This is a genomic window from Agrobacterium sp. 22-223-1 (assembly GCF_053522385.1).
Genome location: NZ_JBNWCN010000001.1, coordinates 628,467 through 653,981, shown reverse-complemented (window position 1 = coordinate 653,981; position 25,515 = coordinate 628,467). Strand labels below are relative to the sequence as shown.

Below are 25,515 nucleotides of genomic sequence, written 5' to 3'. Positions count from 1 at the left end.
TCAGCGCCCTTCGGCGGCGCGGCGAACGTCCTCTGCCTGATGCTCCAGAATCTCGCGGACCTTCGCCACCAGCTCGGCTTCCGGCACGCTGACCTGCGCCACGCGCGCCTCGCGCCAGCTGGCATTGTCCTCGATCTCGCCGGAGAGGCGCTTGCCTTCGATCAGATCCTTGATCTGCACCACACCTTCGGCGCGCTCATCACCACCCTGAATGATGGCGATGGGGGAACCGAGGCGGTCGGCATATTTCAGCTGGTTGCCGAATTTCTTCCAGTTGCCCTGATACATTTCAGCGCGGATGCCCTCGGCGCGCAGCGCCTGCGTGAAGCGCTGGTAACGACCCATACTCTCCACATCACCGTCCATGACGGTGATCAGAACCGGTGCAAGCGGCTTGACCTGACCGAGCTTGCCGAGGTTCTTGAGCGCCGTCATCAGGCGCGAAACGCCGATGGAGAAGCCCGTGGCCGGAACCGGCTGGCCCATGAAGCGCGAAACGAGGCCGTCATAACGGCCGCCGCCGCCAACGGAGCCGAACACGACCTTTTCGCCCTTCTCATTGGTGACGTCGAATGTCAGCTCGGCCTCATAGACGGGGCCGGTGTAATATTCGAGGCCGCGAACGACCGAGGGGTCGATCTTGATGCGCGTCGCATCGTAACCGGCACTGGTGACCAGAGCGCCGATGATGTTCAGTTCCTCAACGCCTTCCTCACCTTTCGAGGTGCCCGCGACCAATTTCGCCAGATCATCGGCGCTTGCCGCATAGTCCTTGATGCCGACGAAAAACAGCACCTTTTCGATCTGCTCCTCGCCAAGACCAGCGCCCTTGGTGAAGTCGCCGGATTCATCCTTGCGGCCGGGGCCGAGCAGCAGCTTCACACCTTCGGGACCGAACTTGTCGAGCTTGTCGATGGCGCGCAGCACATTGAGACGTCGACCGGCATTGTCCTCGCCGCCGAGGCCGATGGCTTCCATGACGCCGTCGAGCACCTTGCGGTTGTTGACGCGGATGACATAGTCGCCGCGCTGAATTCCGAGCGCTTCCAGTGTATCGGCCATCATCATGCACATTTCGGCATCGGCCTGCACACCGGCGGCGCCAACGGTATCGGCATCGAACTGCATGAACTGCCGGAAGCGGCCGGGGCCGGGCTTTTCATTGCGGAAGACATAACCGGCGCGATAGGTGCGGTAGGGCAGCTGGATTTCGTTGAAATTTTCCGCAACATGACGGGCGAGCGGCGCGGTCAGATCGTAGCGCAGGCTCATCCACTGGTCGTCATCGTCCTGCAGCGAAAACACGCCTTCGTTCGGGCGATCGCTATCCGGCAGGAACTTGCCGAGCGCATCGGTGTATTCAAACAGCGGGGTTTCCACCGGATCGAAGCCATAAAGCTCATAGACCCTGCGGATCTTCTCGATCATCTCGTTGGTGGCATGAATATCGGCAACCGAGCGATCCACGAAGCCGCGCGGCAGGCGGGCTTTCAGTTTCTGAGGCTTTTTTGCTTTTTCGCTCATGATGCCGATCCGATATTTTCCTGAAATTATGCCGGTGTATTAGAGGATGAAGCCCGGTGCGGCAAGCCGCAAAGGCTCCGGTTTTACTGGCCGCTGCGGCCAAGCGGTGCTATATGGGATACATGTATCCCAATTCGGATCGGGAAGGACGCGACCCATGAGCAAACAGACGGCCATACGCCTGCCGGACGAGACCTATGAGCGGCTGAAAGCGCTGTCCGAGCGCACCGGCCGCACATCCGCCTATTACATCCGCGAGGCAATCGAGAAACATATCGAAGATATGGAGGATCTCTATCTTGCGGAGGAGGCGACGCGGCGCATCCAGCGTGGAGAATCGAAGATTGTAAGCGCCGAGGAGTTCTGGCGTGATCTGGACAATTGAATATCACACGCTTGTCCAGAAAGAGATGCGCAAGATAAATCCGGAAATGCGCCAGCGAATCCGGAGTTTTCTGCATGAACGATTGGCGGCACTGGATGATCCACGCCAGACCGGCGCCGCCCTGCAAGGCTCCGAACTCGGAAATTTCTGGCGCTACCGGGTGGGCGATTACCGCATCATCTGCGATATACAGGATCACAAGCTCGTCGTGCTGGTGGTCGAAATCGGCCATCGCCGTGAAATCTACCGTTAGGCATTCATGATCCTCGAAGCCCTGCAATATGCCGCCACGCGCGCGGTCACGCCGAAAGAATTCCGGCCGCATATCCGCTATTCCGTCAACCTCTGGGCGCGCGCCAACCGCTGCGCCAAAGCCTGGGCGGAGCATGAAAACAACAGCCGGCAATTCGTGCTGCAATCGGCCAGAAAGCTGAAGCAGCGGCGAACGGCCGTCGTGCTGGGGTCTGGCCTGTTACGCGATGTGCCCTATGATGCGCTGGTGGCGATGTTCGATACGGTCGTGCTGGTCGATCTGGTGCATCTCGCCAGCGTGCAGGCGAAGCTGCGCCTCAATGCCAAAAAGAATGTCCGCATCGCCAACCGCGATCTTTCCGGCTTTGACGATGTTCTCGCCGGTCGGCCGGCGGAACCGCTCGATTTCCTGCGGCGGGTGCCCTATCTCGATCTCGTGGTATCGGCCAATCTCCTGTCACAGATCGGCACCGGCGCACGCCACCGGCTGGAGCGGGAAAAGATCGCAGATGCCCCGGACGATCTTCTGCCGAAGCTCATTCACACCCATCTGGAAGCGCTGGCTGGCCTGCCCTGCAAGGCCTGCCTGATAACGGACACCTCCTTCGACGTGATCGGCAAAGACGGCAACCTGCACCAGCATGAAGACCTGCTGCATGGCATCGAGCTTCCCGCCCCCGCCGCCGCATGGGAATGGCCGCTTGCCCCGTTTGGCGAGGAAAGCAGGGATTATCGCATCGTGCATCACGTCATCGCGCGTGAACTGACCTGATCGTCATGCTTATTCCATAATTCCAGCAGTAAATTCACGCCATGTCCCAGGTGGTCCGCACATTGATGTTCCTCGCCTTCCTGCTATACGGCGCAATGCCGGCGCAGATGGCGATGAGCATGCCGATGGCCTCGGGCATGGCAGCATCCTCGCAGTCGCCAATGAAACATGACGGTGCCCATTCGCATCGAGCCCCGGATCGGGACCAAGTGTCTCGGGCGCATGCGGAGAATGGGGCTCACGGAGGGGGCACGGGCGGTTGGTGCCCGCATGGTGAAGATGCCGCACATCCCGGTTCCTGCGCCGCCTGCCTGATCGTGGTTCCGCGAACTATCTTCGCCGATAGTGGCCGGGTGACCTTTGACTATCCCAAGCCGCAGCGCGGCATCGTCTTTCACGGCAAGGCTTCCGCGCCGCCGCTACCGCCTCCCCGCGCCTGACCCCAGATTTTTTCAGACCCGTCTTCGAAAAATCCGTCAGACACAGGAAGGATAATCCATGTCTATCAAGACCATTACGCTCGCCGCCGCTTTTGCGGCCTCTCTCGCCATGCCCGTTCTCGCACAGGAAGCGGGCGGCCATGCCGGACATGACATGTCAAAAGGCAGTATGAGCGACAGCGCTTCCACCAAGGCCTTCATGGAAGCCAGCAAGAAGATGCATGGCGATATGGCCATCGATTATAGCGGCGATGCCGATGTCGATTTCGTGCGCGGCATGATCCCGCACCATCAGGGCGCAATCGACATGGCCAAGGTCCAGCTCGAATACGGCAAGGACCCGGAAATCCGCAAGCTGGCCGAAGAGGTCATCAAGGCGCAGGAAGGCGAGATCGCCATGATGAAGGCCTGGCTGAAGTCCAAGGGCAAGTGACGACCGCTAGTGTCAAACGGGGAGCGCCGGCTGGCGCTCCCTCCCCCCAAGGTTACAACCCCGCAAGACCGGCCTTGTAGTCCTCCGAGGCCGCACGGCTGAGGCGCTCCAGCTCCATGGCCGCCCGGCTGGTATGGCGTTCCTTGTGGCGCAGCAAAGCAAAGTTGCGGGCAGGCAAATCGATGCCGGCTCGGACCAGCAGCCCCTGCCGCAGAAATAGCGAGGCGACGGAGGCAGAAACTGCCGTGGCCGCGCCGCCGGAGCGTGCCGCCATTACCACCGCCTCATTGGACGGCAGTTCCAGCATGACGGACAGTTCAGCGGGGTCCACCCCCATCTGCCGCACCGCCGCCTCGAAGGCGGAGCGGGTGCCAGAGCCCTGTTCGCGCAGAACCCATGAGGTGCCGTAGAGCATATCGAGCGCGGTGAGATAACGGCCATCCGCGAAGGGATGGGCCGAACCGGTGACCACCAGCAGCTTGTCGGAGACGACCGGCTGCACCATCAAGGCCGGCTCATCGATCCTGCCTTCGATGAAACCGACCTCTGCCAGACCGTCGAGCACGGCCTGTGTAACCGTCTTGGTATTGCCGATATCGAGCCGCACGGTCACGCCCGGATAAAGCTTCTTGAACTGCATCAGGATCGGCGGCAGCCAGTAGCTTGCAATCGTCTGGCTGGCGCAGACGGTGATTTCGCCGCGCGTCAGCCCACCCATTTCAGAGAGAATCAATTCCGCATTGCGCACACGCGCCAGCGTCGCCTTCGCTTCGCCCAGAAACGCCCGGCCGCTTTCCGTCAGTTCGATGTTGCGGCCGACGCGATGGAACAGCTCGACATTATAAAAGGCCTCGAGATTCTTGATGGCGGAGCTGACGGCGGAGGCGGTCAAACCGATGGCTTCGGCGGCCCTTGTAAGGTGCTCGCGTTCGGCAACGGCGATGAAGATGCGGAGTTGTTCGAAGGTCATGGCTTTTCATTCGATTTTATCGAATAATATATGCCATATTATTTGATAGAATAAAACAGGCCGCTACGGCATTGTCTGGCCATGGCACAACATCGCACCCTCGCTCATCCCTTTCAGTTTTCGCTTCGCTGGCTCACCCCGCTTCTGCCGGGCATTCTCCTCTGCGCGGCGGTCAGCTGCGCCGCCATTCTGGCGGAGCGCTTTCAGGTGCGGCTTGCAGGCCATGCATGGCTCGGCGATCTGGTGCTCGCCATTCTGATCGGTACGCTGCTGCGTTCGGTGGTATCGCTGCCCGCCGTCGCTTCGGCCGGCATCAAATTCAGCGCCAAGACCCTGCTCGAAATCGCGGTGGCGCTTCTCGGCGCATCCTTGAGCCTTTCCATCCTCAGAGGTGCCGGCGGTTTGCTGATCGGCGGCATTGCGCTGATCGTCGCGCTATCGCTGATCGTCAGCTATGCCGCCGGGCGGATGCTCGGTCTGCCGCCCAAGCTTGCAACGCTGATTGCCTGCGGCAATTCCATCTGCGGCAACTCCGCCATTGCCGCCGCCGCGCCCGCCATCGGCGCCAAGCCGGAAGATGTCGCCGCCTCGATTGCCTTCACCGCCGTTCTCGGTGTCGTCGCCGTGCTGCTGATGCCGTTTCTGCCACAGCTTCTGGGTCTCGACGCCACCCAATATGGCATTTTCGCCGGGCTGACGGTCTATGCCGTGCCGCAGGTTCTGGCTGCCACAGCCCCGCTCGGCGCAATCGCCGTTCAGACCGGCACCATCGTCAAGCTCATCCGCGTGCTGATGCTGGGACCTGTGATCGCCGCCCTCTCCGTCATCCATGGCCAGTCCGGCGCGGAACGCCTGAGATTACAGCAGATGGTTCCATGGTTCATCATCGCCTTCGTGCTGATGATCATGGCCCGGTCCTTCGGCCTCATTCCCGAGGCTCTGATCGGCCCTGTCGCCTCGCTCTCCAACATCCTCACCATCATGTCGATGGCGGCGCTGGGCCTTTCGGTCGATATTCGCAGCCTTCGCCATGCCGGCGGCAAGGTCATCGTCGCCGCCAGCCTGTCGCTTGTGTTGCTTGGTGTCTTGAGTTTGGGCCTGATTGTGCTGACCCAGGCGGCCTAAGCAAAAGGCGGGCTGTTATTTCCCGGTGCTGACCGTCAGCGTGTAATGCGCGCCGAGACCGCGGCGTGGCGATCCCAGGATGAGCGTCGGGCGGATCAGCCACTCCGTATCCACCTTCGGCGTCAGCGTTGCGACCTTGCCTTCGGAATCGCTGAAGAAGATCGCGTCCTCATCCGGCGTCGAAAAATCGAAGACCGCCATCAGCACGAATTCGCTGGAGGCGGCAAGCTCGATCTTCACCGTTTGCCCGGCCTTCACCTTCAGGCGATAGACATCGCCGCGCCCGCGCCGCGTCCAGCCGTCAAGCTTCAGCGGCCCGGCTGGCGGCAGCGCCACCTGCTTCAGCCTTTCGCCGTCATCGAGCCAGATACCGTCGACATTGCGGCCTTCCGCGAAGGAGGCATGCGGCACGGCGGCCACGGCCATGGTGAGAGCCAGAAGAAGGGAGGTTACCTTCATGGACGTACAAACTCCCGCCGCATGGCCTCTATCGGCTGGCGGCAATGACAGCCTTCGATATGGTCGTTGACCATACCCATGGCCTGCATGAATGCATAGACGGTCGTCGGGCCGACGAAACTCCAGCCCCGCTTCTTCAGGTCCTTCGAAAGGCGGATGGAGGCGGCGCTGGTGGGGTTAGCCCTTAACGTCGCATAGTCCAGCCTTTGCGGCCTTTCTGCGGCGGCCGGTTCGAAACCCCAGAAATAACGGGCGAGCGAACCGAATTCATCGCGCAACTCCATGGCGCGGCGGGCATTGTTGATGGTCGAGACGATCTTGCCGCGATGGCGGATGATGCCCTTGTCGGCGAGGCAACGCTCGATATCGGCCTCACCGAATTCCGCCACTTTTTCGAATTCGAAATTGGCGAAAGCGAGACGGAACGCCTCGCGCTTGCGCAGAACCGTCAGCCAGGAGAGGCCGGACTGGAAACCTTCCAGACAGATCTTCTCGAAAAGGCGGCGATCATCGGTAACGGGATAACCCCATTCCTCGTCGTGGTAACGGCTGTAATCCGCAAGCCCCTGCTGCCAGAAACACCGCACAAGGCCATCCGCGCCCGTTTCAAGTCCCGCTTCATTCATTCCGCAACCACCCTTTTCCGCTCCCGCCCGTGACCGGTTCAGACCGCGCACTTACCACTCATTCACCACGTTTCAAAACCGGGTGCTAACCTTAAATCCAGCTTTCCATAATCAAGCGCTTTTTAATGAACAGCCATTTACGATTCGCTGGCGTCGAGGTGCGAACGTGTCCGGCAAAGCGGGCAAACAGTCCCGCAAATCCATAGTTGCGACATCCCGCAGAGAGAGTCCACCCGATGACGATGAAGTCCGTTTTTCTGGCGCTGAGCCTCGTTTCCACCTTTGCCGCCCCGGCCGCCATGGCCAATGAGCGTTATCGCGAGCGCCCGCCCGTCGTCGTCAGCCCGGATCTTTCCGCCCCCTGGGTCACCCAGCTCGGCGGTCGCGGCAATGTGCGCCCCGTGGTTTATCCGCGCGCGCCTGCCGCACGCCAGCCGTTCTTCCAGCAGCGCCAGGCCGCCATGCCGCAGCGCCCCAGCTCCGGCGTCACATCGCAGCGCCCGGCACGGGTGCAGAATGCCGCCGTCCGACCCAATGCGCCGGTGCGCACCCAGATCGCGCCGCAATTCCTGCCGCAGATCGTCACCTACCCGACCAATGAAAAAACCGGCACCATCGTCATCGATACGCCGAACCGTTTCCTCTATCTCGTGCTCGCCGATGGCAAGGCCCGGCGGTACGGCGTCGGCGTCGGAAAGCCCGGTTTCGAATGGGCCGGCACCCACAAGGTAACCCGCAAGGCGGAATGGCCGAGCTGGACCCCGCCGAAGGAAATGATCAGCCGCGAGGCGACGAAGGGACACTATCTGCCGGCCTTCATGGAAGGCGGCCCGGCCAACCCGATGGGCGCGCGCGCCATGTATCTCGGCTCCACGCTTTATCGCATCCACGGCACCAACCAGCCTTGGACGATCGGCAGCAACAATTCCTCCGGCTGCATCCGCATGCGCAACGAGGATGTCACGGATCTTTACGAGCGCGTCAACGTCGGAACGAAGGTCATTGTGATATGACGGCAACGGTTCAGCCTTTCCGGCCGCTTCAGGGCCGGTGTGGCGGCGTATCCGCTTGAATTGCCGCCTTGCGGCGGTACAATCCGGCTCACTTCATTGGAATGAAACTTGGCGGGGGACGCCAGGAGCCGGACCTCTCTCAGGGGGATGATGGAACGGTCTTAAAACGGGTGGTCAATCGGCCGCCCGTTTTTCGTTTCTGTCATTCAAATGTTATCAAAAAACGGTTTGGTGAATTACTGATATCAATCTGGATTCACTTCATGCCGCGCCATAGTTTATTTGTTTGCGCCCTGCTGTTCAGCGGCGTTTCCTTCTCTACCGCAATCGCGGGCGAATTTGAAATTTCCGGTTATGGCGGCTGGCAAAGCGCGCCGCATAGCGATGTGAAGGTTTCCGACGGGCCGGATTTCCGGGCCGGATGGGAAGGCAAGTCGTTTTCCAATCCGCCCTATTGGGGCGTGCGCGGCACCTACTGGTTCGATGAGGGCCAGCTGCGGAATTTCGGCATCTCACTCGATTTTACCCATGACAAGGTCTATGCCGACGACCAGACGCTTGCCCGCTCCGGCTGGTCGCATTTCGAATTCACCGACGGCCTGAACCTTCTGACGCTCAACGCGCTCTACCGTTTTCCGCTGGAATCGCTGCCGATCACGCCTTACGTGGGCGCCGGCGTCGGCATCAACGTGCCGCATGTGGAAGTATATCGCCCGTCAGGCAAGACCTTCGAATACCAGTTCGGCGGCGCAACCCTGCAGGCGCAGGCCGGCCTCAGCTACCGCATCACCGACAACTGGTCGACTTTCGTGGAATATAAGGGCACCTATTCCTTCGTCGACGTCGATATCGACAATGGCGGCTCGTTGAAGACCGATATCATTACCAATGCGGTGAATTTCGGCGTGGCGTATAAGTTCTAGCTCTCTTCCCTCATTCCTGTGCTTGTCACAGGAATCCAGCCGACGCGCGTCTGCGCGGCGGGTAGAGTCTCTTCAGCCCAAGGACTTGGGCTGGCTGGATCCCTGTGACAAGCACAGGGATGAGGAGGGGACAAAGAAAGCCCTTACGACCCAATCTTTGCGCCACATGTTATGGCGCGCTGGATCACTGCCCTATGAGCGCACCACGATCTAAACCGAAAGCCTCGCCGGTTTCGGCCCGCCATAGGCCCAGTCCAGTAGCTCCACCGTGTGCAGGATAGGCATATCCGTGCCGGTTCCGATCTGCGTGATGCAGCCTATATTGCCGGTGGCGATGACATCCGCCCGGGTGGCCTCGATATTCTTCACCTTGCGCGCCTTGAGCCTGGCGGAAATCTCCGGCTGCAGGATGTTGTAGGTACCGGCCGAACCGCAGCAGAGATGCCCTTCCGCCGGATCGCGCACGGTAAAACCCGCCGCCTTCAGGAGTTGTTTCGGCGCAAGCGTGATCTTCTGGCCATGCTGCATGGAGCAGGCAGAATGATAGGCGACCGTGAGACCCTGGCTTTGCCCTTGCGGCAGATCGAGGGTGGCGAGATATTCGGTGATGTCTTTCGTCAAAGCCGAGACCCGCGCGGCTTTTTCGGCGTAAGCTGGATCGAGCCGCAGCATGTGACCGTAATCCTTGATGGTGGTGCCGCAGCCGGAAGCGGTGATGATGATGGCGTCGAGACCACCACTCTCCATCTCGCGCGTCCAGACATCGACATTGCGCCTTGCCGAGGCGAGCGCCTCTTCCTCGCGCCCCATATGATGCACCAGAGAACCGCAGCAGCCCTCCCCCTTCGGCACCACGACCTCAATGCCGAGCCGCGCAAGCAGGCGCAACGTCGCCTCGTTGATGCCGGGATCGAGCACCGGCTGGGCGCAGCCGGTGAGGATCGCAACGCGTCCACGCTTCTCGCCCTCGGCCGGCCGCTCTCCCGGACGGGTTGATGCGGAGGCCGCAGGCACGGCGGCGGGGGCGAGAGCGAGCATGGATTGCAGCGGCTTCAGCGCCGGAACCCTGGCAAGCAGACCGGAGAAAGGCCGCGCCAGCCGGGCCAGATGCAGGGCCAGCCGGAAACGGGCGGGATGGGGCAGGACGGCAACCAGAAGATTGCGGATCAGCCTATCCATGAAGGGACGCTTGTATGTCTGTTCGATATGGGCGCGGGCATGATCGACCAGATGCATGTAATCCACGCCGGAGGGACAGGTGGTGGTGCAGGCAAGGCAGGAAAGACAGCGGTCGATATGGGTGACGACCTCGCGGTCTGCCGGGCGGCTGTTTTCCAGCATGTCCTTGATGAGGTAGATGCGGCCGCGCGGGCTGTCCAGCTCGTTGCCGAGCGTGACATAGGTGGGACAGGTGGCGGTGCAAAAGCCGCAATGCACACATTTGCGCAGGATTTTTTCGGATTCCGCCACATGCGGATCGGCCAGTTGTTCGGGCGTGAAGGATGTTTGCATGGTTCAGACGGCCCCTTCCATCGTTACGGCCATCTTGCCGGGATTGAAGATGCCCGCCGGATCGAGCTTCTCCCCGATACGCGCAGAAAGCAGCGCCTCCGCCGCCTGGCGCGGTTCGAAGGCAGCGACCGTGGCGCGCACCGCATCGCTTGCCCTCACCAAAGTTGCATGGCCGCCGCCGAGCGCCCGGATCGCGCCGCGCAGCAAATTCGCCTCGGGGTCCGCCTCCATCTGCATCCAGACGAGGCCGCCCTGCCAGTCGTAAAAGGCGTCGATGCCCGCTTCCATGCGCAGCGCCGCGACAAGCTGATGACCCACCGAAGGCGCGACCGATACTTTCCACAAGGGCTTCGCCGCCTGTCCGGCATAGGGCGCGACATCGCGCACCTGACGCCACAAAAGTCCGCTCTCCTTACCCTCCAGCAGCGCCCACGGCCCGACCCGGTCCATGACGGAAAGGAGTTTGGCCGTGCGCGCCTCCACCGAGGCGGAGAGCCCTTCCAGCCGCAGGATGGTCGCCGGTCCGTCCGGCAATCCGCCATCGATGAAACGGGAACGAACGCTTTCCGGCAGATGCGCCGCGCCCGAAACCTCGACGCTCATCGCCATTGCCGCCGCCATGATGCGCGTCGCCGCTTCATCGTCGAGACCGGAAACGACCACGGTTTTTTCCGCAGGCGGTTTCGGCAGCACGCGGAAGGTGACTTCTGTGAGGAAACCGAGCGTGCCGAAAGACCCGGCCAGGAACTTCGACAGATCGAGCCCGGTGACATTCTTCATCACCCGGCCGCCGGCCTTGATGACCTCACCGCTGCCATTGACGAAACGGATGCCGAGCAGGCTGTCACGGGCCGCACCGGCCACATAACGGCGCGGGCCGGAAACATTGGCGGCGAAGACACCGCCAATGGTCGGCTCACCTTCGGTGCCCATGATCGGGCGGTGATCCATAGGCTCGAAGGCCATCATCTGGCGGTTTTCTGCAAGGGCGGCTTCGACGGTGGCGAGCGGGGTTCCGGCCTTGACGGTCATGACCATTTCGGCGGGCAGATAGGAGACGATGCCGTTCATCGCGCGGGAAGAGAGTGCTTCATCTGCTGCGACAGCATTGCCGAAACCGGAGCGGGTGTTGCCGCCGATGATTTTCAGCGGGCTTTTACGCGCGGCGTGGTCGCGGATGATGTCGGCGACCTGGGTTTCTGCGTAGGGGGTCAGCATGGGGCGGCGAGCTCCGGGCATCGGACAGCGACGTTTGCGCGAGGGATATCCCCCTCTGCCCTGCCGGGCCTCTCCCCGGAGATCGGCAAGAGGCTGGCGCATCGTTTCAATCGCACCGTTCGAGAATTGAGCGGGAGGTCGCCGCGAGTCGATCTCTCCCCTTGAGGGGGAGATGCCCGGCAGGGCAGAGGGGGGTAAGCCACACCCACAGAGATCACAAAACTCACACCCATCATCCCCTCCCCTCCAGCGGAAACACCTTGGAAGGGTTCATCAGCCAGCCCTCATCGAAAGCCGCGCGCACCGCCATCTGCTGGGCAAGATCGGCCTCGCCATACTGGTGGCGCATCAAATCACGTTTTTCGATGCCCACACCATGTTCGCCGGTCAAACATCCGCCGGCATCGACGCAGAGCTTCAATATTTCATTGCCTGCCTCTTCCGCGCGGGCCGCATCCTCCGGATCGTTGGCGTTGAACAGGATAAGCGGGTGCATGTTGCCATCGCCGGCATGGAAGACATTGGCGACGCGCAGGCCGAGGCGGTCGGTGATTTCGCTCGTCTTTTTCAGCACATAGGAAAGCTGGGAGAGTGGCACGGTGCCATCCATGCAGATATAATCCGCGATGCGGCCGGTTGCGCCGAAGGCGGATTTGCGGCCTTTCCAGATCGCCGCCGCCTCCATGGCCGACTGGCATTCCTTCACCGTCTTCACGCCATGTTTTCGGGCAATCGCCACGATGTCGGCCAGCATGGCGTCCATTTCCGCCTCGGAGCCTTCGACCTCGACGATCAGCAGCGCGCCGACATCCAGCGGATAGCCCGCTTTGGCGAAGGCCTCGCAAATTTCGATGGCCGGCTTGTCCATGAATTCGATGGCGACCGGGATGATGCCCGCGCCGATAATATCGGCCACGCAGGAGCCGGCCTCCTCCGACGTCTCGAAGCCGAACAGCACCGGTCGCGCGCCTTCCGGCCTGGCGATCAGCCGCACCGTCGCTTCCGTCACGATACCGAGCTGGCCTTCCGAGCCGCAGACGAGGGCGAGCAGATCGTAGCCGGCAGCATCGAGGTGCTTGCCGCCCAATTCCAGCACTGTGCCATCGACAAGCACCATTTTCACACCGAGCAGATTATTGGTGGTGACGCCATATTTCAGGCAATGCGCGCCGCCGGAATTCATGCCGATATTGCCGCCGATGGTACAGGCAAGCTGCGAGCTGGGATCCGGTGCATAAAAGAAACCTTCCGCGCCGGCCGCATCGGAAATGGAAAGATTGGTGACGCCCGCCTGCACCCGCGCCGTACGGTTATAAAAATCCAGTTCGAGGATCGAGGCCATCTTCGAAAGGCCGATCACCACCGCATCCTCCTGCGGGATCGCGCCGCCGGAGAGCGAGGTGCCGGCCCCGCGTGGCACGACGGGAATGCCGTAACGGTGGCAATATTTCATCACCGCCGCCACTTCTTCCGTCGTTTTCGGCAACGCCACGGCCAGCGGCAGGCGGCGATAGGAAACGAAGGCATCGGTTTCGAAAGGCACAAGTTCGCGCGGTTCGTGCACAAGACAGTCCGCCGGCAAAATATCCTTGAGGTCCGCTATGATGCGGTCGCGGCCTGCGACGACTTTCGCGCGCGGCTCCAGAAACTTGATCGGCTGCGTCACCGCCCCTCCTCCATGCCATCTCACCAACTGGTATTCTTTCTTTACCACTTTGAAACGACGCAATCAAATGTTATGGATTTTTTCCATTCCGGAAACAATCGAGGGCAACTATGACGAATCTGGGCGATCTGGAAGTCTTCGCAAGCGTTGCCGCCTCCGGCAGCATGTCGCTGGCCGCAAGGGAGCTTGGTTATTCGCCCGCCGTCATTTCCAAGCGCATCAAGCGGCTGGAAGAAAAACTCGGCGCGCGGCTTTTCCAGCGCACCACACGGCAAATCTCGCTGACCGAGGCGGGACAGGGCTTTTACGAGCGGGTGCTTGCCGTGCTGGAAGGGCTGGAGGAGGCCGAGGATTTCGTGTCCGGCCGCGCCAATACGGTCAACGGCACGCTGAAGGTTTCCGCGCCGACCTCCTTCGGGCGCATGCATATCGCGCCGCATCTGAAAGGTTTCATGGAGCGGCATCCTGATCTTTCGGTCAATCTGGTGCTGAGCGACGAATTCATCGACATCATCGAGGGTGGTTACGATCTGGCCATCCGTATCGCCGATCTCAATTCCTCCAGCCTTGTGGCCCGCAGGCTGGCGCCAGTGCGCCGCGTACTCTGCGCTTCTGCGGAATACGTTGCGGCCCATGGTATGCCGGCGACAATCGAGGATTTGAAAAAGCACCGCTGCCTGCCGGCCCATAATAACGATGTCTGGCGGCTGGAAGGACCGGGCGGCGCGATGAGCATTCGCCCGGAAGGGATGCTCATCACCAATTCCAGCGAGGTGATCCGCGAGGCAGTGATATCGGGGCTCGGCATTGCGCTGCGCTCCACCTGGGATATCGGCCATGAATTGCGCAGCGGCAAGCTGGTGCAGGTTCTGCCGGGTTATGAGGGATCGCGAAACGTGACGCTCTCGGCGGTTTATCCGAGCCGGCAGTTCCTGCCTGCGAAGGTTCGGCTGTTCATCGATTATCTGGCCGGGCTCTATGGGCCTTCACCCTATTGGGAGCAGGGCTGAAACGGGTCCACTCCCTCATCCCTGTGCTCGTCACAGGGATCCAGCCAGCCCAAGTCCTTGGGCTGAGAAGAGTCCTTTCGCCGCGCAGACGCGCGTCGGCTGGATTCCTGTGACAAGCACAGGAATGAGGGAAACTTACCCCTCAGTGCCCGCCCTCGGCATGGGAGCGGCGGATGCGGCGCACCACCCACCAGACGCCGAGAACCGCGAAGGGAACGGAGATGCCGGTGACGACGGCAGGGTCGAGCGGCAGCACATCATGGCTGATCGCCTTGGTGAGATAACCAATGAGGCCGACGACATAATAGGAAATGGCGGCGACCGAGAGGCCTTCGACCGTCTGCTGCAGGCGAAGCTGCATGGCGGCGCGCTTGTTCATGGTGTTGAGCAGCACCGTATTCTGCCGTTCCAGTTCCACGTCGATCCAGCTTCGGACGAGCGCCGTGGCGCGATAGAGCTTGCGCGACAGGTTGGCCTGCCGCTCCTCCACCGACTGACAGGTCCGCATGGCCGGCGCCATGCGCCGTTCCAGAAAGCTGCCCATGGTCTCGTGGCCCTGCACCGGGGTTTCCGCAAGCGCCCGGATGCGTTCGCGCACGATGCCGTCATAAGCGCGGCTGGCGCCGAAACGATAGAGGCTGAGCGCGGCATTGGCTTCCAGTTCGGCCGCAAGCCGGGTCATTTCCGCCAGCAGCGCATCGGCCTCGTCGCGCGCGCCGTTTTTCATGCGCTGGGTGATGCCGGTCAGGCCATCTTCGATGCGACGGATTTCCGGCGAAAGCGTCTGCGCCATCGGCAGGCCGAGCATGGCAAGGGTGCGATAGGTCTCGATATCCAACAGCCGCTGCACCAGTGCGCCGCGGCTGTAATCGCTCAAGCCCCGGTCGATCACCAATATCTGCGTCAGCCCGTCGCGATCCTGCCGGAAATCGGTGAGGATCGCCGCCTGACCGTCGCGCACGTCGCTGTGACAGAGGCTGGTCGGCTCGAAGATCGTCTCCGCCTGAGACGCCACGCCATTTTCCGGGCGGATTTCCAGCCGCACGCCCGAGATCAGCGAGCCGGGTGGCGAAAAGCCGTCGCCGAAGGGATCGCCGGCAATCTCTCCGCCGAATTTTTCCGGCGCGGGGCCATCCCAGAACCAGGTCGAAAATTCGGTATGCCGCTCCCAGCGCAAGGTCCCCTGCCCCCAGGGCATGGCATGGTGACGGGCATCGCGCTCCGGCGGCGCAACACCGCGGCTGCGCGACATTTCCGCGATGACCGAGTGATGCACGGCCGAACCGCCATCCATCATGAAGGCGAGCTGGACGATGATGCGCGAGGGTGCGAGAAGCACCGTCGGCCGCGCATGAACCTCCCCGAGCGCCAGCGATCTTTCCGGCGCGCTTGCGAAAGCAAATCTACCCTTGGCCATTGCGATATCGTCCCCGCCTGTTGCGCCGGTTTCATCAGAGCATTTCCAGGAAAAGTGGACCCCGGTTTTCCGTCCGGAAATGCGCTAAAATAAAGAGTTAGAGTGTTTTCGCGATTCGAAGAAAAGCGAAAAAACTCTAAAACATCGATCACGATGAAAACACCGCAATCGAAGCCGCTGTCATTGTTTTGATCCACCTGGCGGAAAAATCCGCCATCGTCACCCTGTCCTGCTGCTGCTTTAACAAAAGCCAATTCGAAAAGGCAGATGCCGTGTTGCCGCAGGCATGGCACGGATGAGGCGCGGAACTGGATAGAATATTTGACCAGTGCGATGCTTCGCTGATAATTTGCCCCCCATCGAAATACGGGGCGGGATTTCGCCGGAGACTTCTGCGATGGACGAAACGCTTTTTGCGCGCATCGAGCACAGCCGCACATCGCAGGAGGTGATCTTACGTTTCGAGGAACTGATCCTCGACGGCATATTGCGGGATGGCGACAGGCTGCCCGGCGAGCGCGAACTGGCGCAACGCCTCGATGTCTCCCGGCCTATCCTGCGGGAAGCGCTGAAGGAGCTTGAAAACCGTGGCCTCCTTACCAGCCGGCATGGCGGCGGCACCTATGTCGCCGATATTGTCGGCCCGGTCTTTTCCGATCCCTTGAGCGCGCTGATTACCCGCCACAGCCGGGCGACGCGGGATTTCCTCGAATATCGCCGCTATATCGAAGGCATGACCGCCGAACTTGCTGCACAGCGGGCGACGGAACCCGACAGGCGCAACCTCGCCGCCATCGTGGACAGAATGCGGGAAGCGCATGAGGCGGGCCGTTTCGAAGAGGAGCTTGCGGGCGATGTGGAGTTTCACAACGCCATTGGCGAGGCGGCGCATAATATCGTGCTGATGCACACGTTGCGGTCCTGCTATCGGCTTCTGAGCGACGACATCTTCTACAATCGCCATCTCATCTTCACTATCGCGGGCGCCCATGACGAGGTGCTGAGGCAACATATCGCCATCCACGATGCGATTGCCGCCGGCGATCCGGCCGCGGCAAGGGCGGCGGCGGAGGCCCATATCGACTTCATCGTGGAGACGACATCCAAGGCCCACCAGGCGCGGGAATGGGACCGGATTTCGCGTCTGAGGCAGCAGCAGCGCAGCAGCTGAAAACGCCATCCGGCGAAATGCGGCACCCTGTTTTTTCAGGTTTTGATGGAACCTTTTGTGCTCTTTGGTCTTTTTATCGGGTTAATTGGAAAAATTTACCAAGATGGGACCCATGACGACCACGAGCGAAACTGAACGCTATCCGCGGATAGCTCTCATATCGACGCATGGCTATGTCGCCGCGCACCCGCCGCTGGGTGCTGCGGACACCGGTGGACAGGTGGTTTATGTGCTTGAGCTTGCACGCAAACTCGGCCAGCTCGGTTATACTGTCGATCTTTATACCCGCCGTTTCGAAGACCAGCCGGAATTCGATGAGGTCGATGAGCGCGTCCGCGTGGTGCGCATTCCCTGCGGCGGGCGGGATTTCATTCCCAAGGAATATCTGCACCGGCACCTGATGGAATGGTGCGAAAATGCACTGCGTTTCATCAAGAAAAACGACCTGAATTATTCTTTCATCAACAGCCATTATTGGGATGCGGGCGTCGCCGGGCAGCGGCTTTCCGAAGCGCTGAAAATCCCGCATCTGCACACGCCGCATTCGCTCGGCATCTGGAAAAAGCGCCAGATGGAGACCGACTATCCGGAAAAGGCCGATACGTTCGAACTGGAATTCAACTTCAGGGAACGTATCCAGCACGAGCTTATCATCTATCGCAGCTGCGATATGGTGATCGCCACGACACCGGTACAGCTGGACGTTCTGATCGAGGATTACGGTCTGAAGCGCAAGCACATCCACATGATCCCGCCGGGTTATGACGACAACCGTTTCTTCCCTGTTTCCGATGCGACGCGGCAGATGATCCGGCAGCGTTTCGGTTTCGAGGGCAAGACGGTGCTGGCGCTCGGACGCCTTGCCACCAACAAGGGTTATGACCTGCTGATCGACGGTTTCTCCGTTCTTGCCGAGCGCGAACCGGAAGCCCGACTGCATCTGGCGGTCGGCGGCGAGAATATGGACGAGCAGGAAACCACGATCCTCAACCAGCTGAAGGAGCGGGTGAAAGCGCTCGGTCTCGAAGACAAGGTGGCCTTTTCCGGTTACGTCACGGATGAGGACCTGCCGGACATCTATCGCGCCGCCGATCTCTTCGTGCTCTCAAGCCGCTATGAACCCTTCGGTATGACCGCGATCGAGGCGATGGCGAGCGGTACGCCCACCGTCGTCACCACCCATGGCGGGTTGTTCCGGGCCATCAGCTATGGCCGCCATGCGCTGTTTGCCGATCCTTTCGACAAGGAAGACCTCGGCATCACCATGATGAAGCCGTTCAAGCATGAGCGGCTTTACGGGCGGCTTTCCCGCATGGGGGCGCACAAGGCGCGCAGCCTGTTCACATGGACCGGCATTGCCCAGCAGCTTCTCGCCCTTGTGGAAGGCAGGACCATGATGCCGGTTCTGGAAGAAGCCGATTGGGCCGAACCATGGAACGACGGCGATTGAGACCGCTTCGTCTTTTTTCCACCGATCTCGACGGAACCGTCGTCGGCGATAACGACGCCACGCGCCGGTTCCGCGATTTCTGGCATTCGTTGCCGGAGGGTCAACGTCCCCTTCTTGTTTTCAACAGCGGCAGGCTGATCGACGACCAGCTTGCGCTTCTCGAAGAGGTGCCGCTGCCGCAGCCCGACTACATCATCGGCGGGGTCGGCACCATGCTGCACGCGAAAGAGCGCAGCGAACTTGAAAGCGCCTATAAAGCTTCTCTCGGCACCGGTTTCGATCCGCAACGGATCGTCGACGTGATGGCCGGCGTGCCGGGCGTGACGATGCAGGAGGAGCGCTATCAGCACGGCCTGAAATCCAGCTGGTTCCTGCATGGCGCTGATGATGCGGCACTTGGCGAGATCGAAACAGCGCTTCTGGCCGCCGATATCGATGCCCGCATCGTCTATTCCAGCGACCGCGATCTCGACATATTGCCGAAGGCCGCTGACAAGGGTGCCGCGCTTGCATGGTTATGTGGACAATTGCGCATCGGCCTCGACGAATCAGCGGTCGCGGGCGATACTGGCAACGATCGGGCGATGTTCGAATTGAATGATATTCGCGGCGTGATCGTGGGCAATGCATTGCCGGAGCTTGTCTCACTGGCGGGTCTCGACAATCGCTTTTTCCAGGCGCGTGCGACGGAAGCCGACGGCGTTATCGAAGGCCTCCGGCATTGGGGATTAAATCCCGACAAGCGCAATACCGGCGATTATTCATAGCGGTTTTGCGTTTCAGGACTTGAAAGCAGACAGAGACGGTATTGCCGCAATCGGCTGTTTGGCCGGGAAGCCGCCCGGTCGAAGCCATGTTCGCACATCTTCCGCATTTTCCGGGCTTACAGGCTTCATCCGCATGAAGACAGTAGTGGGTTATGGGTCATGAGGGATTGGCGGAATTTACGGGATATCTATATTAGCAATTATCATTAGCGGGCAAAGAAGGACCTATTCGGATTGAAGATTTTGAATCGATTGGCGACAGATGTTGGCTTGATGTTGCGCAGACCGCCGCGACAGCAATATGCGGCGCTGTGCTATCGATTGTCCAAGAAGAATCCGGAGCCGGAAGTGTTGCTGCTGACCAGCCGGGATACGGGACGCTGGGTCATTCCCAAGGGCTGGCCCATGGCCAACAAGAAAGCCCATGCGGTGGCCGAGCAGGAAGCCTATGAGGAAGCCGGTGTCAGAGGCACGGTGGAAAAGGCGCCCTTCGGTTATTACGAATATGAGAAAAAGCTGAACAGCGGCGTCAACGTGCCGTGCAGGGTTCAGGTGCATCTGCTCGAAGTTTCGGAGATGCAGGAAAGCTTTCCCGAAAAGCAATCCAGACGTCTGGAATGGGTCAGCCCCCAGGAGGCGGGAAAACGCGTCAACGAGCCGGAATTGAAAGCGCTGATGCTCGCTTTCGACAAGCGGATGACGCATTCGAAATAGCGCGCCCGCCTCGAACGTGGCAATGTGCAGTTTGTTTTTCCAACATGGCTTTTATCGTCTTTCCTTTTGGAAAGATGTGCGAGATGTAACAGTCTTTCTGTAAAATTGCCTTCAACCTGCGACACTGCCGGACGAAAGGGAATGCTGGCAAACGAGGTCTGAATGGCAATCAAGCCGCCATCGAATATGAAACCGACGCTCGACAAGGATCTCGACAAGATTACCCGTGTCGAAGAGGCGACGCTGCATGTCACGCAGCAGCTTGCCGGCCTTGGCGCGGGGTTCATGTTCGTTGTCCTGGCGGCCATCTTCGCCGGCGTCTTCGTCACCGGCACCGCGGGTTCGGTCATCATCATCGCCGCCGTCGCCATCGGCGCCTATATGGCTATCAATATCGGCGCGAACGACGTTACGAACAATGTCGGCCCAGCGGTTGGGGCGAAGGCCATGCCGCTTGCCGCCGCCCTCATCATCGCCGCCATCTGCGAGATTGCCGGCGCGCTGATCACCGGCGGCAACGTCGTCGAGACCATTTCCAGCGGCATCATTAACATCGAAACAATTCCCGACAGGACCGCCTTTTCATGGGCAATGCTGTCGGCGCTTCTCGCCGCCGGCCTTCTCGTCAATATCTCAACATGGACCAAGGCGCCGATTTCCACCACCCATACGGTGGTGGGCGGGGTTGCGGGCGCGGGAATGGCCGCCTATGGGGCGAAGGCGGTCGACTGGCTTTCGCTCGGCAGCATTGCCTTCGCATGGGTTCTGGCGCCCTTCATCAGCGCCATCATCGCCGTCGCCATCCTTGCTTTCATCAAGGAATTCATCATCTACCGCGAGGACAAGCTCACCTCCGCTCGGCTGTGGGTTCCGGTTCTTATCGGTTTGATGGCGGGCGTCTTCACGGCCTATCTCATCTGGGTCGGATTGCGGCAGCTCATGCATGTGTCGCTTGGCCATGCCAGCCTCACAGGGCTGGTGACCGGGCTCGTGGTCTGGCGGCTCTGCGTGCCGATCATCCGCAAACAATCGGAAGGACTGGAAAACCGCAACCAGTCGCTTCGAATCCTGTTCCAGTGGCCGCTGGTTCTCGCCGCCGGCCTGATGTCCTTCGCCCATGGGGCGAATGACGTTTCGAACGCCATCGGGCCAGTCGTTGCCATCGTGCGGGCCCTGCATGACGAGGCGGTGAGCACGTCCGCCCGCGCACCGATGTGGGTGATGCTGGTCGGCGCCTTCGGGCTTTCCTGCGGTATTCTTCTTTATGGCCCGCGCCTTATCCGCCTCGTCGGTGAGCAGATCACCAAGCTCAATCCGATGCGCGCCTTCTGCGTTTCCGTGGCCACGGCGCTCACCGTGCTCGTTGCCTCACGCTTCGGCCTGCCGGTCAGCACCACCCACACGGCAATCGGCGCGGTGTTCGGCGTCGGTTTCTTCCGCGAATGGTACACGCAATCGTCGCGGCGGCGGCAGGAGCTCGTTCAGGCAGGTGACGGCAGGCCCCGCCGGTCCGAAAGATATGCCGACAATCCTTCCGAGATACGCCGCCGTTATCTCGTCCGCCGCTCCCACTTCATGACGATCATCGCCGCCTGGCTGGTCACCGTTCCCTCCAGTGCAGCGCTTGCGGCGCTGCTCTACTGGCTCATGTCCTCCCTCTTTCTCTGAACCCGAAACAGAATCCCATGCGCGCCAATTTCCGGATGCAACGCCTGTATATCGAAGCCAGCCTTGCCGAGGGCGTCGCGCAGGAGGCGACGGGCGAACAGTTCAATTATCTCGCCAACGTGCTGCGCATGACCGACGGTGCGGAAATCCTGCTGTTCAACGGTCGCGACGGGGAATGGAAAGCGAAACTTGCCTTTCCGAGCCGCAAGAAGATCGTACTCGTCCCCCTCGAGCAGACACGGCCCCAGCCGAACGCCCCGGACCTGCATTATCTTTTCGCGCCGCTGAAAGTCGGGCGCATGGATTATCTGGTGCAGAAGGCGGTGGAGATGGGCGCCGGCCTGTTGCAGCCGGTGATGACGCAGCATGTTCAGGGCAAGATCCACAATACCGAAAAACTGCGCGCCAACGCCATCGAAGCCGCCGAGCAGTGCGGCATACTGTCCCTGCCCGAGGTGACTGAGCCGGTGAAACTGAAGGACATGCTCGAGAGCTGGCCCCACGACCGGCGCATCATCTATTGCGACGAAGGTGATGCGGGGCAAAATCCGCTGCCGATCCTGCAAGCCGTCACGGAGCGCAAACTTGCCCTGCTGGTCGGCCCGGAAGGCGGATTTTCCGAGGAAGAAAGGGAGCTTCTGCGCGGCCTTGCCTTCGTTACCCCCATTCCGCTCGGGCCGCGTATCCTGAGGGCCGATACGGCCGCCGTCGCCGCGCTCGCGGTCATTCAGGCGGCGATCGGCGACTGGAATTGAATGGCCCCATTGCGCTTCATGCATCTTTAAAAGAAATTCATTTGCCTCCGGATACGATCCGGCCCTATCTGCCAATCATATGCCTCGCCGCAACAGAGACGTCATAACAAGGTAAGCCATGGCACGCGACACGACCGACCAGACCCCCCTCTCCTCCGTCACGGAGCTTACAGATTATCTGGCGGGCGGTTGCAAAGCTGAAGCCGACTTCCGCATCGGCACCGAACATGAAAAATTCGCGTTTTTCCGCGAGGATAACAGTCCCGTTCCCTATTTCGGCGAAGCCAGCATTTCAGCACTTTTGAAGGGCATGCAGGAAAAGCTCGGCTGGGAGCCGATCATGGACGGCGGAAACATCATCGGCCTTGGCGAGCAGCACGGCATGGGCGCCATCTCCATCGAGCCGGGCGGCCAGTTCGAGCTGTCGGGCGCGCCTCTCGAAAACCTGCACCAGACCTGCAAGGAATCCAACCAGCATCTGGCGACGCTGCGCGAAGTGGCCGAGCCGATGGGCATCCGTTTCCTCGGCATCGGCGGCAGCCCGCTGTGGAGCTACGACGAAACGCCGCGCATGCCGAAATCGCGTTACGCGATCATGACGCGCTATATGCCGAAGGTCGGGACCAAGGGTCTCGACATGATGTACCGCACCTGCACCATTCAGGTTAATCTCGATTTCTCCTCCGAAGCGGACATGCGCCGGAAGATGCGCGTTTCCATGAAGCTGCAGTCGCTGGCGACAGCGCTCTTCGCCTCCTCGCCCTTCACCGAAGGCAAGCCGAACGGTCTTCTTTCCTGGCGCGGCGATATCTGGCGCGACACCGACAACCGCCGCTCGGGCGTGCTGCCCTTCACCTTCAGCGATGACTTCGGCTTCAAGGACTATGTGGAATGGGCGCTTGACGTGCCGATGTATTTCATCGTGCGCGACGGCAAATATCACGATTGCACCCATGTCACCTTCCGTCAGTTCATGAACGGGGCGCTGAAGGGCGAAATCGCCGACTGGCAGCCGACCATGGGCGACTGGACGAACCATCTTTCCACCCTGTTCCCGGATGTGCGCCTGAAGCGCTTTCTGGAAATGCGCGGTGCGGATGGCGGCCCGTGGAGACGCATCTGCGCCCTTCCCGCTTTCTGGGTCGGCCTTCTCTACGATGACGAGGCGCTGACCGCTGCCGATGCGCTGACCGCCGGCTGGAGCTTCGATGAGGTCATCGCCCTTCGCGACGCCGTTCCGGCCAAGGGTCTCTCCGCCGAGATCGCCGGCAAGCCGCTTCTCGGTCTCGCCCGCGAGGTGCTCGACATTTCCCACACCGGCCTCAAAAACCGCAAGCGCCTGAACGGCGAAGGCCAGGACGAGACCGTGTTCCTGTCGTCGCTGGATGAAGTTCTTGCCAAGAAGACCACGCTCGCCGAAGACCTGCTTGCGCTTTACAACGGTCGCTGGGGCGGCTCCGTGCTGCCGGTATTCGAAGAATATCAGTATTGAGAAAATTGCCCCGCCATTAAAAAAGCCCGGCGCGGCCGAGGGGCCTGACACCGGGCAAAGGCAGGGCTATTGGCAAATCACCCTGCGGGGAAAACTTTTCCGTTCGAAAGCAATTCCGGCGGCTGGAGGTCTGCCGGAATTGCCTGGACGTTCTGGAACGTTTTGGTGCATTTCCGGACGGAAAACCGGGGCTCGCCTTTCCCGGAAATGCTTTAAACGGTCTTGAACCGGGTCACCGCGCGGTTGCGTGCGGCGCGGGTCAGATGGGCGGTCGGATCCTCGAGCAGGCCGGTATTGAGCGCATCCCTCACATCCGAGCGCGCCAGACCGATATCGGCCAGAAGGCGGTCATCGAGTTCCGTGAGGCCATTGGCCACGATACGATTGTAGATGCGCTGCAAGAACGTTTTGACGCGGAAAGCAAAGAGGCCAGCGACACGACGAAGCGTATCGTTCTGCCGGGAGGTTGCGAGTTCCAGTTCCATTCTCCGTTCTGCCGTGCGCATGACACTTATCCTTTCGTAACGGCACGATGCGGCACCGCCCCCGGCGCACCACGCGCGAGAAGCTGCCTCGGGTTGGGGGCCTGACATTTCGCCGGCCCGGGGTTGATATTGATTTGCTGGGTGTCAAAATGTCGCAAGACTATTGATCAGTCCAACGAATGTTTCTAATGTGAGGCATCAATCATTCTGATGGATGGCCATCCATGTCCGCACCTCTCGACATAGACCAGCTGCATACCTTCATCGCCATCGTCGATACGGGCAGCTTCACCAAGGCCGCAGACCGCGTTTTCAAGACGCAATCCGCCGTTTCCATGCAGATGCGACGGCTGGAAGAACGGATCGGCAAGCAGCTTTTCGCCAAGGACGGGCGCGGCAACCGCCTGACGGCGGAGGGCGAAAAGCTGATGAATTACGCCCGCCGCATCATCCGCCTCAATAATGAGGCGATCGCCGCCTTCGACGACAACCGGTTGGAAGGCATGCTGCGCATCGGCACGCCCGATGACTATGCCGACCGCTATATGCCCGAAATCATCGGGCGCTTCGCCAAGACCCATCCCAATGTCGAGCTTTATATCGTCTGCGAACCTTCGGTCAGCCTTGCCGAAAAAATGGCGCGCGGCGAGCTGGATATCGCGCTCGTCACCCACAACCCCCGTGCCCGCTCCTCCGATGTGGTGCGGACCGAGCCGCTCTGCTGGGTCGCTTCCGCCAACCACCCGCTGAAGGACGATGCACCCGTGCCGCTCGCCGTCGGGCGACGCGATTGCCACTGGCGCCAGCTTGCCTGTTCGGCGCTCGATGCCGATGGGCGGGATTATCAGGTCCTGTTCACGAGCTGGTCTTCCACCGTCGTCGCCGCCGCCGTTCTGGCGGGCATGGCCGTCTCGGTGCTGCCGGAATCGGCGCTGCGCACCGGCATGAAGGTTCTGACCGCCGCGGACGGGTTCCCGCCCCTGCCGCCGGTGCAGATCGGCCTGATGAAACGGCCGGGCCTCTCCCCTTCGCTGGTGAACGCCATCACCGACCACATCACCGCCTGCCTCGACAATATTTCGCCGATGAGCGTTGCCGACGAAATGGACAGCGATGTGAAGACCTACCCCAAGATGCCCCGCCTGCGCGCCGGACACATGCTGCCGGGATGGTAAGAGGATAGAACAAATTCCGGGGATGACGTCGCCTATGCGGGAGGCTTTGTCATCAGCCGCAAGCCGGCTAACCCCGCTCCTCCCGTCGCTCGT

General features: G+C 60.9%; 25 protein-coding genes. 16 read left to right on the top strand and 9 right to left on the bottom strand.

The features are described from left to right. Positions 1-1,524 carry a histidine--tRNA ligase gene (gene hisS / locus ACQZ60_RS03205; protein WP_080855997.1) on the bottom strand — a complete coding sequence of 508 codons (1,524 nt, stop codon included), beginning with the start codon at positions 1,522-1,524 and terminating at the stop codon, positions 1-3. 157 nt (positions 1,525-1,681) lie between these two features. On the opposite strand from hisS, the gene relB reads away from it, so the two are divergent. From relB to copM, 4 genes are all read left to right on the top strand, one after another. After that, the gene (gene relB / locus ACQZ60_RS03200) at positions 1,682-1,909 is read left to right on the top strand and encodes a type II toxin-antitoxin system RelB family antitoxin (protein WP_142843989.1); all 228 of its coding nucleotides are present in this window, start codon (positions 1,682-1,684) and stop codon (positions 1,907-1,909) included. Next, positions 1,893-2,162 carry a type II toxin-antitoxin system RelE family toxin gene (locus ACQZ60_RS03195; protein ID WP_142843990.1) on the top strand — a complete coding sequence of 90 codons (270 nt, stop codon included), beginning with the start codon at positions 1,893-1,895 and terminating at the stop codon, positions 2,160-2,162. Before relB ends, ACQZ60_RS03195 begins: the two co-directional genes overlap by 17 nt. Positions 2,163-2,168: 6 nt before the next feature. Then, positions 2,169-2,933 carry a hypothetical protein gene (locus tag ACQZ60_RS03190; RefSeq protein ID WP_080855994.1) on the top strand — a complete coding sequence of 255 codons (765 nt, stop codon included), beginning with the start codon at positions 2,169-2,171 and terminating at the stop codon, positions 2,931-2,933. A gap of 498 nt (positions 2,934-3,431) precedes the next feature. After that, positions 3,432-3,806: a CopM family metallochaperone gene (gene copM / locus ACQZ60_RS03185; RefSeq protein WP_338810066.1), complete on the top strand. Its 375-nt coding sequence runs from the start codon at positions 3,432-3,434 to the stop codon at positions 3,804-3,806. 52 nt (positions 3,807-3,858) lie between these two features. On the opposite strand, the gene ACQZ60_RS03180 is transcribed toward copM, so the two are convergent. Then, positions 3,859-4,776, bottom strand: coding sequence for a LysR family transcriptional regulator (locus ACQZ60_RS03180; protein WP_080855993.1), 918 nt, complete (start codon positions 4,774-4,776; stop codon positions 3,859-3,861). Between the two features lie 81 nt (positions 4,777-4,857). Here ACQZ60_RS03180 and ACQZ60_RS03175 point away from each other — a divergent pair, with 81 nt between their 5' ends. After that, positions 4,858-5,901 (top strand): YeiH family protein, encoded by a 1,044-nt coding sequence (locus tag ACQZ60_RS03175; protein ID WP_448734740.1) that lies wholly within the window; start codon positions 4,858-4,860, stop codon positions 5,899-5,901. A gap of 15 nt (positions 5,902-5,916) precedes the next feature. Here the strand turns inward: ACQZ60_RS03175 and ACQZ60_RS03170 are convergent, their stop codons facing one another. Next, positions 5,917-6,360: a hypothetical protein gene (locus ACQZ60_RS03170; protein WP_065654380.1), complete on the bottom strand. Its 444-nt coding sequence runs from the start codon at positions 6,358-6,360 to the stop codon at positions 5,917-5,919. Then, the gene (locus ACQZ60_RS03165) at positions 6,357-6,986 is read right to left on the bottom strand and encodes a DNA-3-methyladenine glycosylase I (RefSeq protein WP_174035670.1); all 630 of its coding nucleotides are present in this window, start codon (positions 6,984-6,986) and stop codon (positions 6,357-6,359) included. The genes ACQZ60_RS03170 and ACQZ60_RS03165 overlap by 4 nt, the downstream gene beginning before the upstream one ends. A gap of 236 nt (positions 6,987-7,222) precedes the next feature. Between ACQZ60_RS03165 and ACQZ60_RS03160 the strand changes: the two genes are divergently transcribed. Then, positions 7,223-7,999 (top strand): L,D-transpeptidase, encoded by a 777-nt coding sequence (locus ACQZ60_RS03160; RefSeq protein WP_448734739.1) that lies wholly within the window; start codon positions 7,223-7,225, stop codon positions 7,997-7,999. 263 nt (positions 8,000-8,262) lie between these two features. Next, positions 8,263-8,922, top strand: coding sequence for an outer membrane beta-barrel protein (locus ACQZ60_RS03155; RefSeq protein WP_031234400.1), 660 nt, complete (start codon positions 8,263-8,265; stop codon positions 8,920-8,922). Positions 8,923-9,132: 210 nt separating this feature from the next. Here ACQZ60_RS03155 and glcF read toward each other — a convergent pair whose 3' ends face one another. The 3 genes from glcF to ACQZ60_RS03140 all read right to left on the bottom strand — a co-directional run bounded on the left by glcF (position 9,133) and on the right by ACQZ60_RS03140 (position 13,318). Further along, on the bottom strand, positions 9,133-10,434 hold the full coding sequence (gene glcF, locus ACQZ60_RS03150; protein WP_020812654.1) for a glycolate oxidase subunit GlcF: 1,302 nt from the start codon (positions 10,432-10,434) through the stop codon (positions 9,133-9,135). Positions 10,435-10,437: 3 nt separating this feature from the next. Further along, the gene (locus tag ACQZ60_RS03145; RefSeq protein WP_448734738.1) at positions 10,438-11,652 is read right to left on the bottom strand and encodes an FAD-binding protein; all 1,215 of its coding nucleotides are present in this window, start codon (positions 11,650-11,652) and stop codon (positions 10,438-10,440) included. 232 nt (positions 11,653-11,884) lie between these two features. After that, complete coding sequence (locus ACQZ60_RS03140) at positions 11,885-13,318, bottom strand: FAD-binding oxidoreductase (protein WP_031234401.1); 1,434 nt, start codon at positions 13,316-13,318, stop codon at positions 11,885-11,887. Between the two features lie 110 nt (positions 13,319-13,428). Between ACQZ60_RS03140 and ACQZ60_RS03135 the strand changes: the two genes are divergently transcribed. Further along, positions 13,429-14,328 (top strand): LysR family transcriptional regulator, encoded by a 900-nt coding sequence (locus tag ACQZ60_RS03135; protein WP_020812657.1) that lies wholly within the window; start codon positions 13,429-13,431, stop codon positions 14,326-14,328. A gap of 142 nt (positions 14,329-14,470) precedes the next feature. Here the strand turns inward: ACQZ60_RS03135 and ACQZ60_RS03130 are convergent, their stop codons facing one another. Beyond that, positions 14,471-15,745: a DUF3422 family protein gene (locus ACQZ60_RS03130; RefSeq protein ID WP_020812658.1), complete on the bottom strand. Its 1,275-nt coding sequence runs from the start codon at positions 15,743-15,745 to the stop codon at positions 14,471-14,473. A 397-nt stretch (positions 15,746-16,142) separates the two neighbouring features. Here ACQZ60_RS03130 and ACQZ60_RS03125 point away from each other — a divergent pair, with 397 nt between their 5' ends. The 7 genes from ACQZ60_RS03125 (at position 16,143) to ACQZ60_RS03095 (ending at position 23,762) form a co-directional block, all read left to right on the top strand. After that, entirely contained in the window at positions 16,143-16,916 is a 774-nt protein-coding gene (locus ACQZ60_RS03125) for a FadR/GntR family transcriptional regulator (protein ID WP_448734737.1), read from the top strand. 103 nt (positions 16,917-17,019) lie between these two features. After that, entirely contained in the window at positions 17,020-18,366 is a 1,347-nt protein-coding gene (locus ACQZ60_RS03120) for a glycosyltransferase family 4 protein (protein ID WP_162144093.1), read from the top strand. Then, on the top strand, positions 18,363-19,133 hold the full coding sequence (locus ACQZ60_RS03115) for an HAD family hydrolase (protein ID WP_262534841.1): 771 nt from the start codon (positions 18,363-18,365) through the stop codon (positions 19,131-19,133). Before ACQZ60_RS03120 ends, ACQZ60_RS03115 begins: the two co-directional genes overlap by 4 nt. 273 nt (positions 19,134-19,406) lie before the next feature. Then, a complete protein-coding gene (locus ACQZ60_RS03110) occupies positions 19,407-19,847 on the top strand; it encodes an NUDIX hydrolase (RefSeq protein ID WP_059760707.1) in 441 nt (146 codons plus the stop codon). Between the two features lie 162 nt (positions 19,848-20,009). Continuing rightward, entirely contained in the window at positions 20,010-21,515 is a 1,506-nt protein-coding gene (locus tag ACQZ60_RS03105; protein WP_262534840.1) for an inorganic phosphate transporter, read from the top strand. Between the two features lie 17 nt (positions 21,516-21,532). Beyond that, positions 21,533-22,270, top strand: coding sequence for a 16S rRNA (uracil(1498)-N(3))-methyltransferase (locus ACQZ60_RS03100; RefSeq protein WP_448734736.1), 738 nt, complete (start codon positions 21,533-21,535; stop codon positions 22,268-22,270). A gap of 118 nt (positions 22,271-22,388) precedes the next feature. Continuing rightward, positions 22,389-23,762: a glutamate--cysteine ligase gene (locus tag ACQZ60_RS03095; protein WP_448734735.1), complete on the top strand. Its 1,374-nt coding sequence runs from the start codon at positions 22,389-22,391 to the stop codon at positions 23,760-23,762. A gap of 212 nt (positions 23,763-23,974) precedes the next feature. Here ACQZ60_RS03095 and ACQZ60_RS03090 read toward each other — a convergent pair whose 3' ends face one another. Next, positions 23,975-24,268, bottom strand: coding sequence for a DUF1127 domain-containing protein (locus ACQZ60_RS03090; RefSeq protein WP_004432794.1), 294 nt, complete (start codon positions 24,266-24,268; stop codon positions 23,975-23,977). 203 nt (positions 24,269-24,471) lie between these two features. Between ACQZ60_RS03090 and ACQZ60_RS03085 the strand changes: the two genes are divergently transcribed. Beyond that, complete coding sequence (locus ACQZ60_RS03085; protein WP_004432791.1) at positions 24,472-25,422, top strand: LysR substrate-binding domain-containing protein; 951 nt, start codon at positions 24,472-24,474, stop codon at positions 25,420-25,422. The last annotated feature ends 93 nt before the right edge of the window (positions 25,423-25,515 follow it).

Bases quoted from the DNA above. Each gene is read 5' to 3' on its own strand.
- copM (WP_338810066.1), top strand. From the start codon at position 3,432: ATGTCTATCAAGACCATTACGCTCGCCGCCGCTTTTGCGGCCTCTCTC.
- glcF (WP_020812654.1), bottom strand. From the start codon at position 10,434: ATGCAAACATCCTTCACGCCCGAACAACTGGCCGATCCGCATGTGGCG.
- ACQZ60_RS03180 (WP_080855993.1), bottom strand. From the start codon at position 4,776: ATGACCTTCGAACAACTCCGCATCTTCATCGCCGTTGCCGAACGCGAG.
- ACQZ60_RS03090 (WP_004432794.1), bottom strand. From the start codon at position 24,268: ATGCGCACGGCAGAACGGAGAATGGAACTGGAACTCGCAACCTCCCGG.
- ACQZ60_RS03155 (WP_031234400.1), top strand. From the start codon at position 8,263: ATGCCGCGCCATAGTTTATTTGTTTGCGCCCTGCTGTTCAGCGGCGTT.
- ACQZ60_RS03120 (WP_162144093.1), top strand. From the start codon at position 17,020: ATGGGACCCATGACGACCACGAGCGAAACTGAACGCTATCCGCGGATA.
- ACQZ60_RS03135 (WP_020812657.1), top strand. From the start codon at position 13,429: ATGACGAATCTGGGCGATCTGGAAGTCTTCGCAAGCGTTGCCGCCTCC.
- ACQZ60_RS03095 (WP_448734735.1), top strand. From the start codon at position 22,389: ATGGCACGCGACACGACCGACCAGACCCCCCTCTCCTCCGTCACGGAG.
- ACQZ60_RS03110 (WP_059760707.1), top strand. From the start codon at position 19,407: ATGTTGCGCAGACCGCCGCGACAGCAATATGCGGCGCTGTGCTATCGA.
- ACQZ60_RS03085 (WP_004432791.1), top strand. From the start codon at position 24,472: ATGTCCGCACCTCTCGACATAGACCAGCTGCATACCTTCATCGCCATC.
- ACQZ60_RS03190 (WP_080855994.1), top strand. From the start codon at position 2,169: ATGATCCTCGAAGCCCTGCAATATGCCGCCACGCGCGCGGTCACGCCG.
- ACQZ60_RS03145 (WP_448734738.1), bottom strand. From the start codon at position 11,652: ATGCTGACCCCCTACGCAGAAACCCAGGTCGCCGACATCATCCGCGAC.
- ACQZ60_RS03165 (WP_174035670.1), bottom strand. From the start codon at position 6,986: ATGAATGAAGCGGGACTTGAAACGGGCGCGGATGGCCTTGTGCGGTGT.
- ACQZ60_RS03125 (WP_448734737.1), top strand. From the start codon at position 16,143: ATGGACGAAACGCTTTTTGCGCGCATCGAGCACAGCCGCACATCGCAG.
- ACQZ60_RS03170 (WP_065654380.1), bottom strand. From the start codon at position 6,360: ATGAAGGTAACCTCCCTTCTTCTGGCTCTCACCATGGCCGTGGCCGCC.
- ACQZ60_RS03100 (WP_448734736.1), top strand. From the start codon at position 21,533: ATGCGCGCCAATTTCCGGATGCAACGCCTGTATATCGAAGCCAGCCTT.
- ACQZ60_RS03160 (WP_448734739.1), top strand. From the start codon at position 7,223: ATGACGATGAAGTCCGTTTTTCTGGCGCTGAGCCTCGTTTCCACCTTT.
- relB (WP_142843989.1), top strand. From the start codon at position 1,682: ATGAGCAAACAGACGGCCATACGCCTGCCGGACGAGACCTATGAGCGG.
- ACQZ60_RS03105 (WP_262534840.1), top strand. From the start codon at position 20,010: ATGGCAATCAAGCCGCCATCGAATATGAAACCGACGCTCGACAAGGAT.
- hisS (WP_080855997.1), bottom strand. From the start codon at position 1,524: ATGAGCGAAAAAGCAAAAAAGCCTCAGAAACTGAAAGCCCGCCTGCCG.
- ACQZ60_RS03175 (WP_448734740.1), top strand. From the start codon at position 4,858: ATGGCACAACATCGCACCCTCGCTCATCCCTTTCAGTTTTCGCTTCGC.
- ACQZ60_RS03130 (WP_020812658.1), bottom strand. From the start codon at position 15,745: ATGGCCAAGGGTAGATTTGCTTTCGCAAGCGCGCCGGAAAGATCGCTG.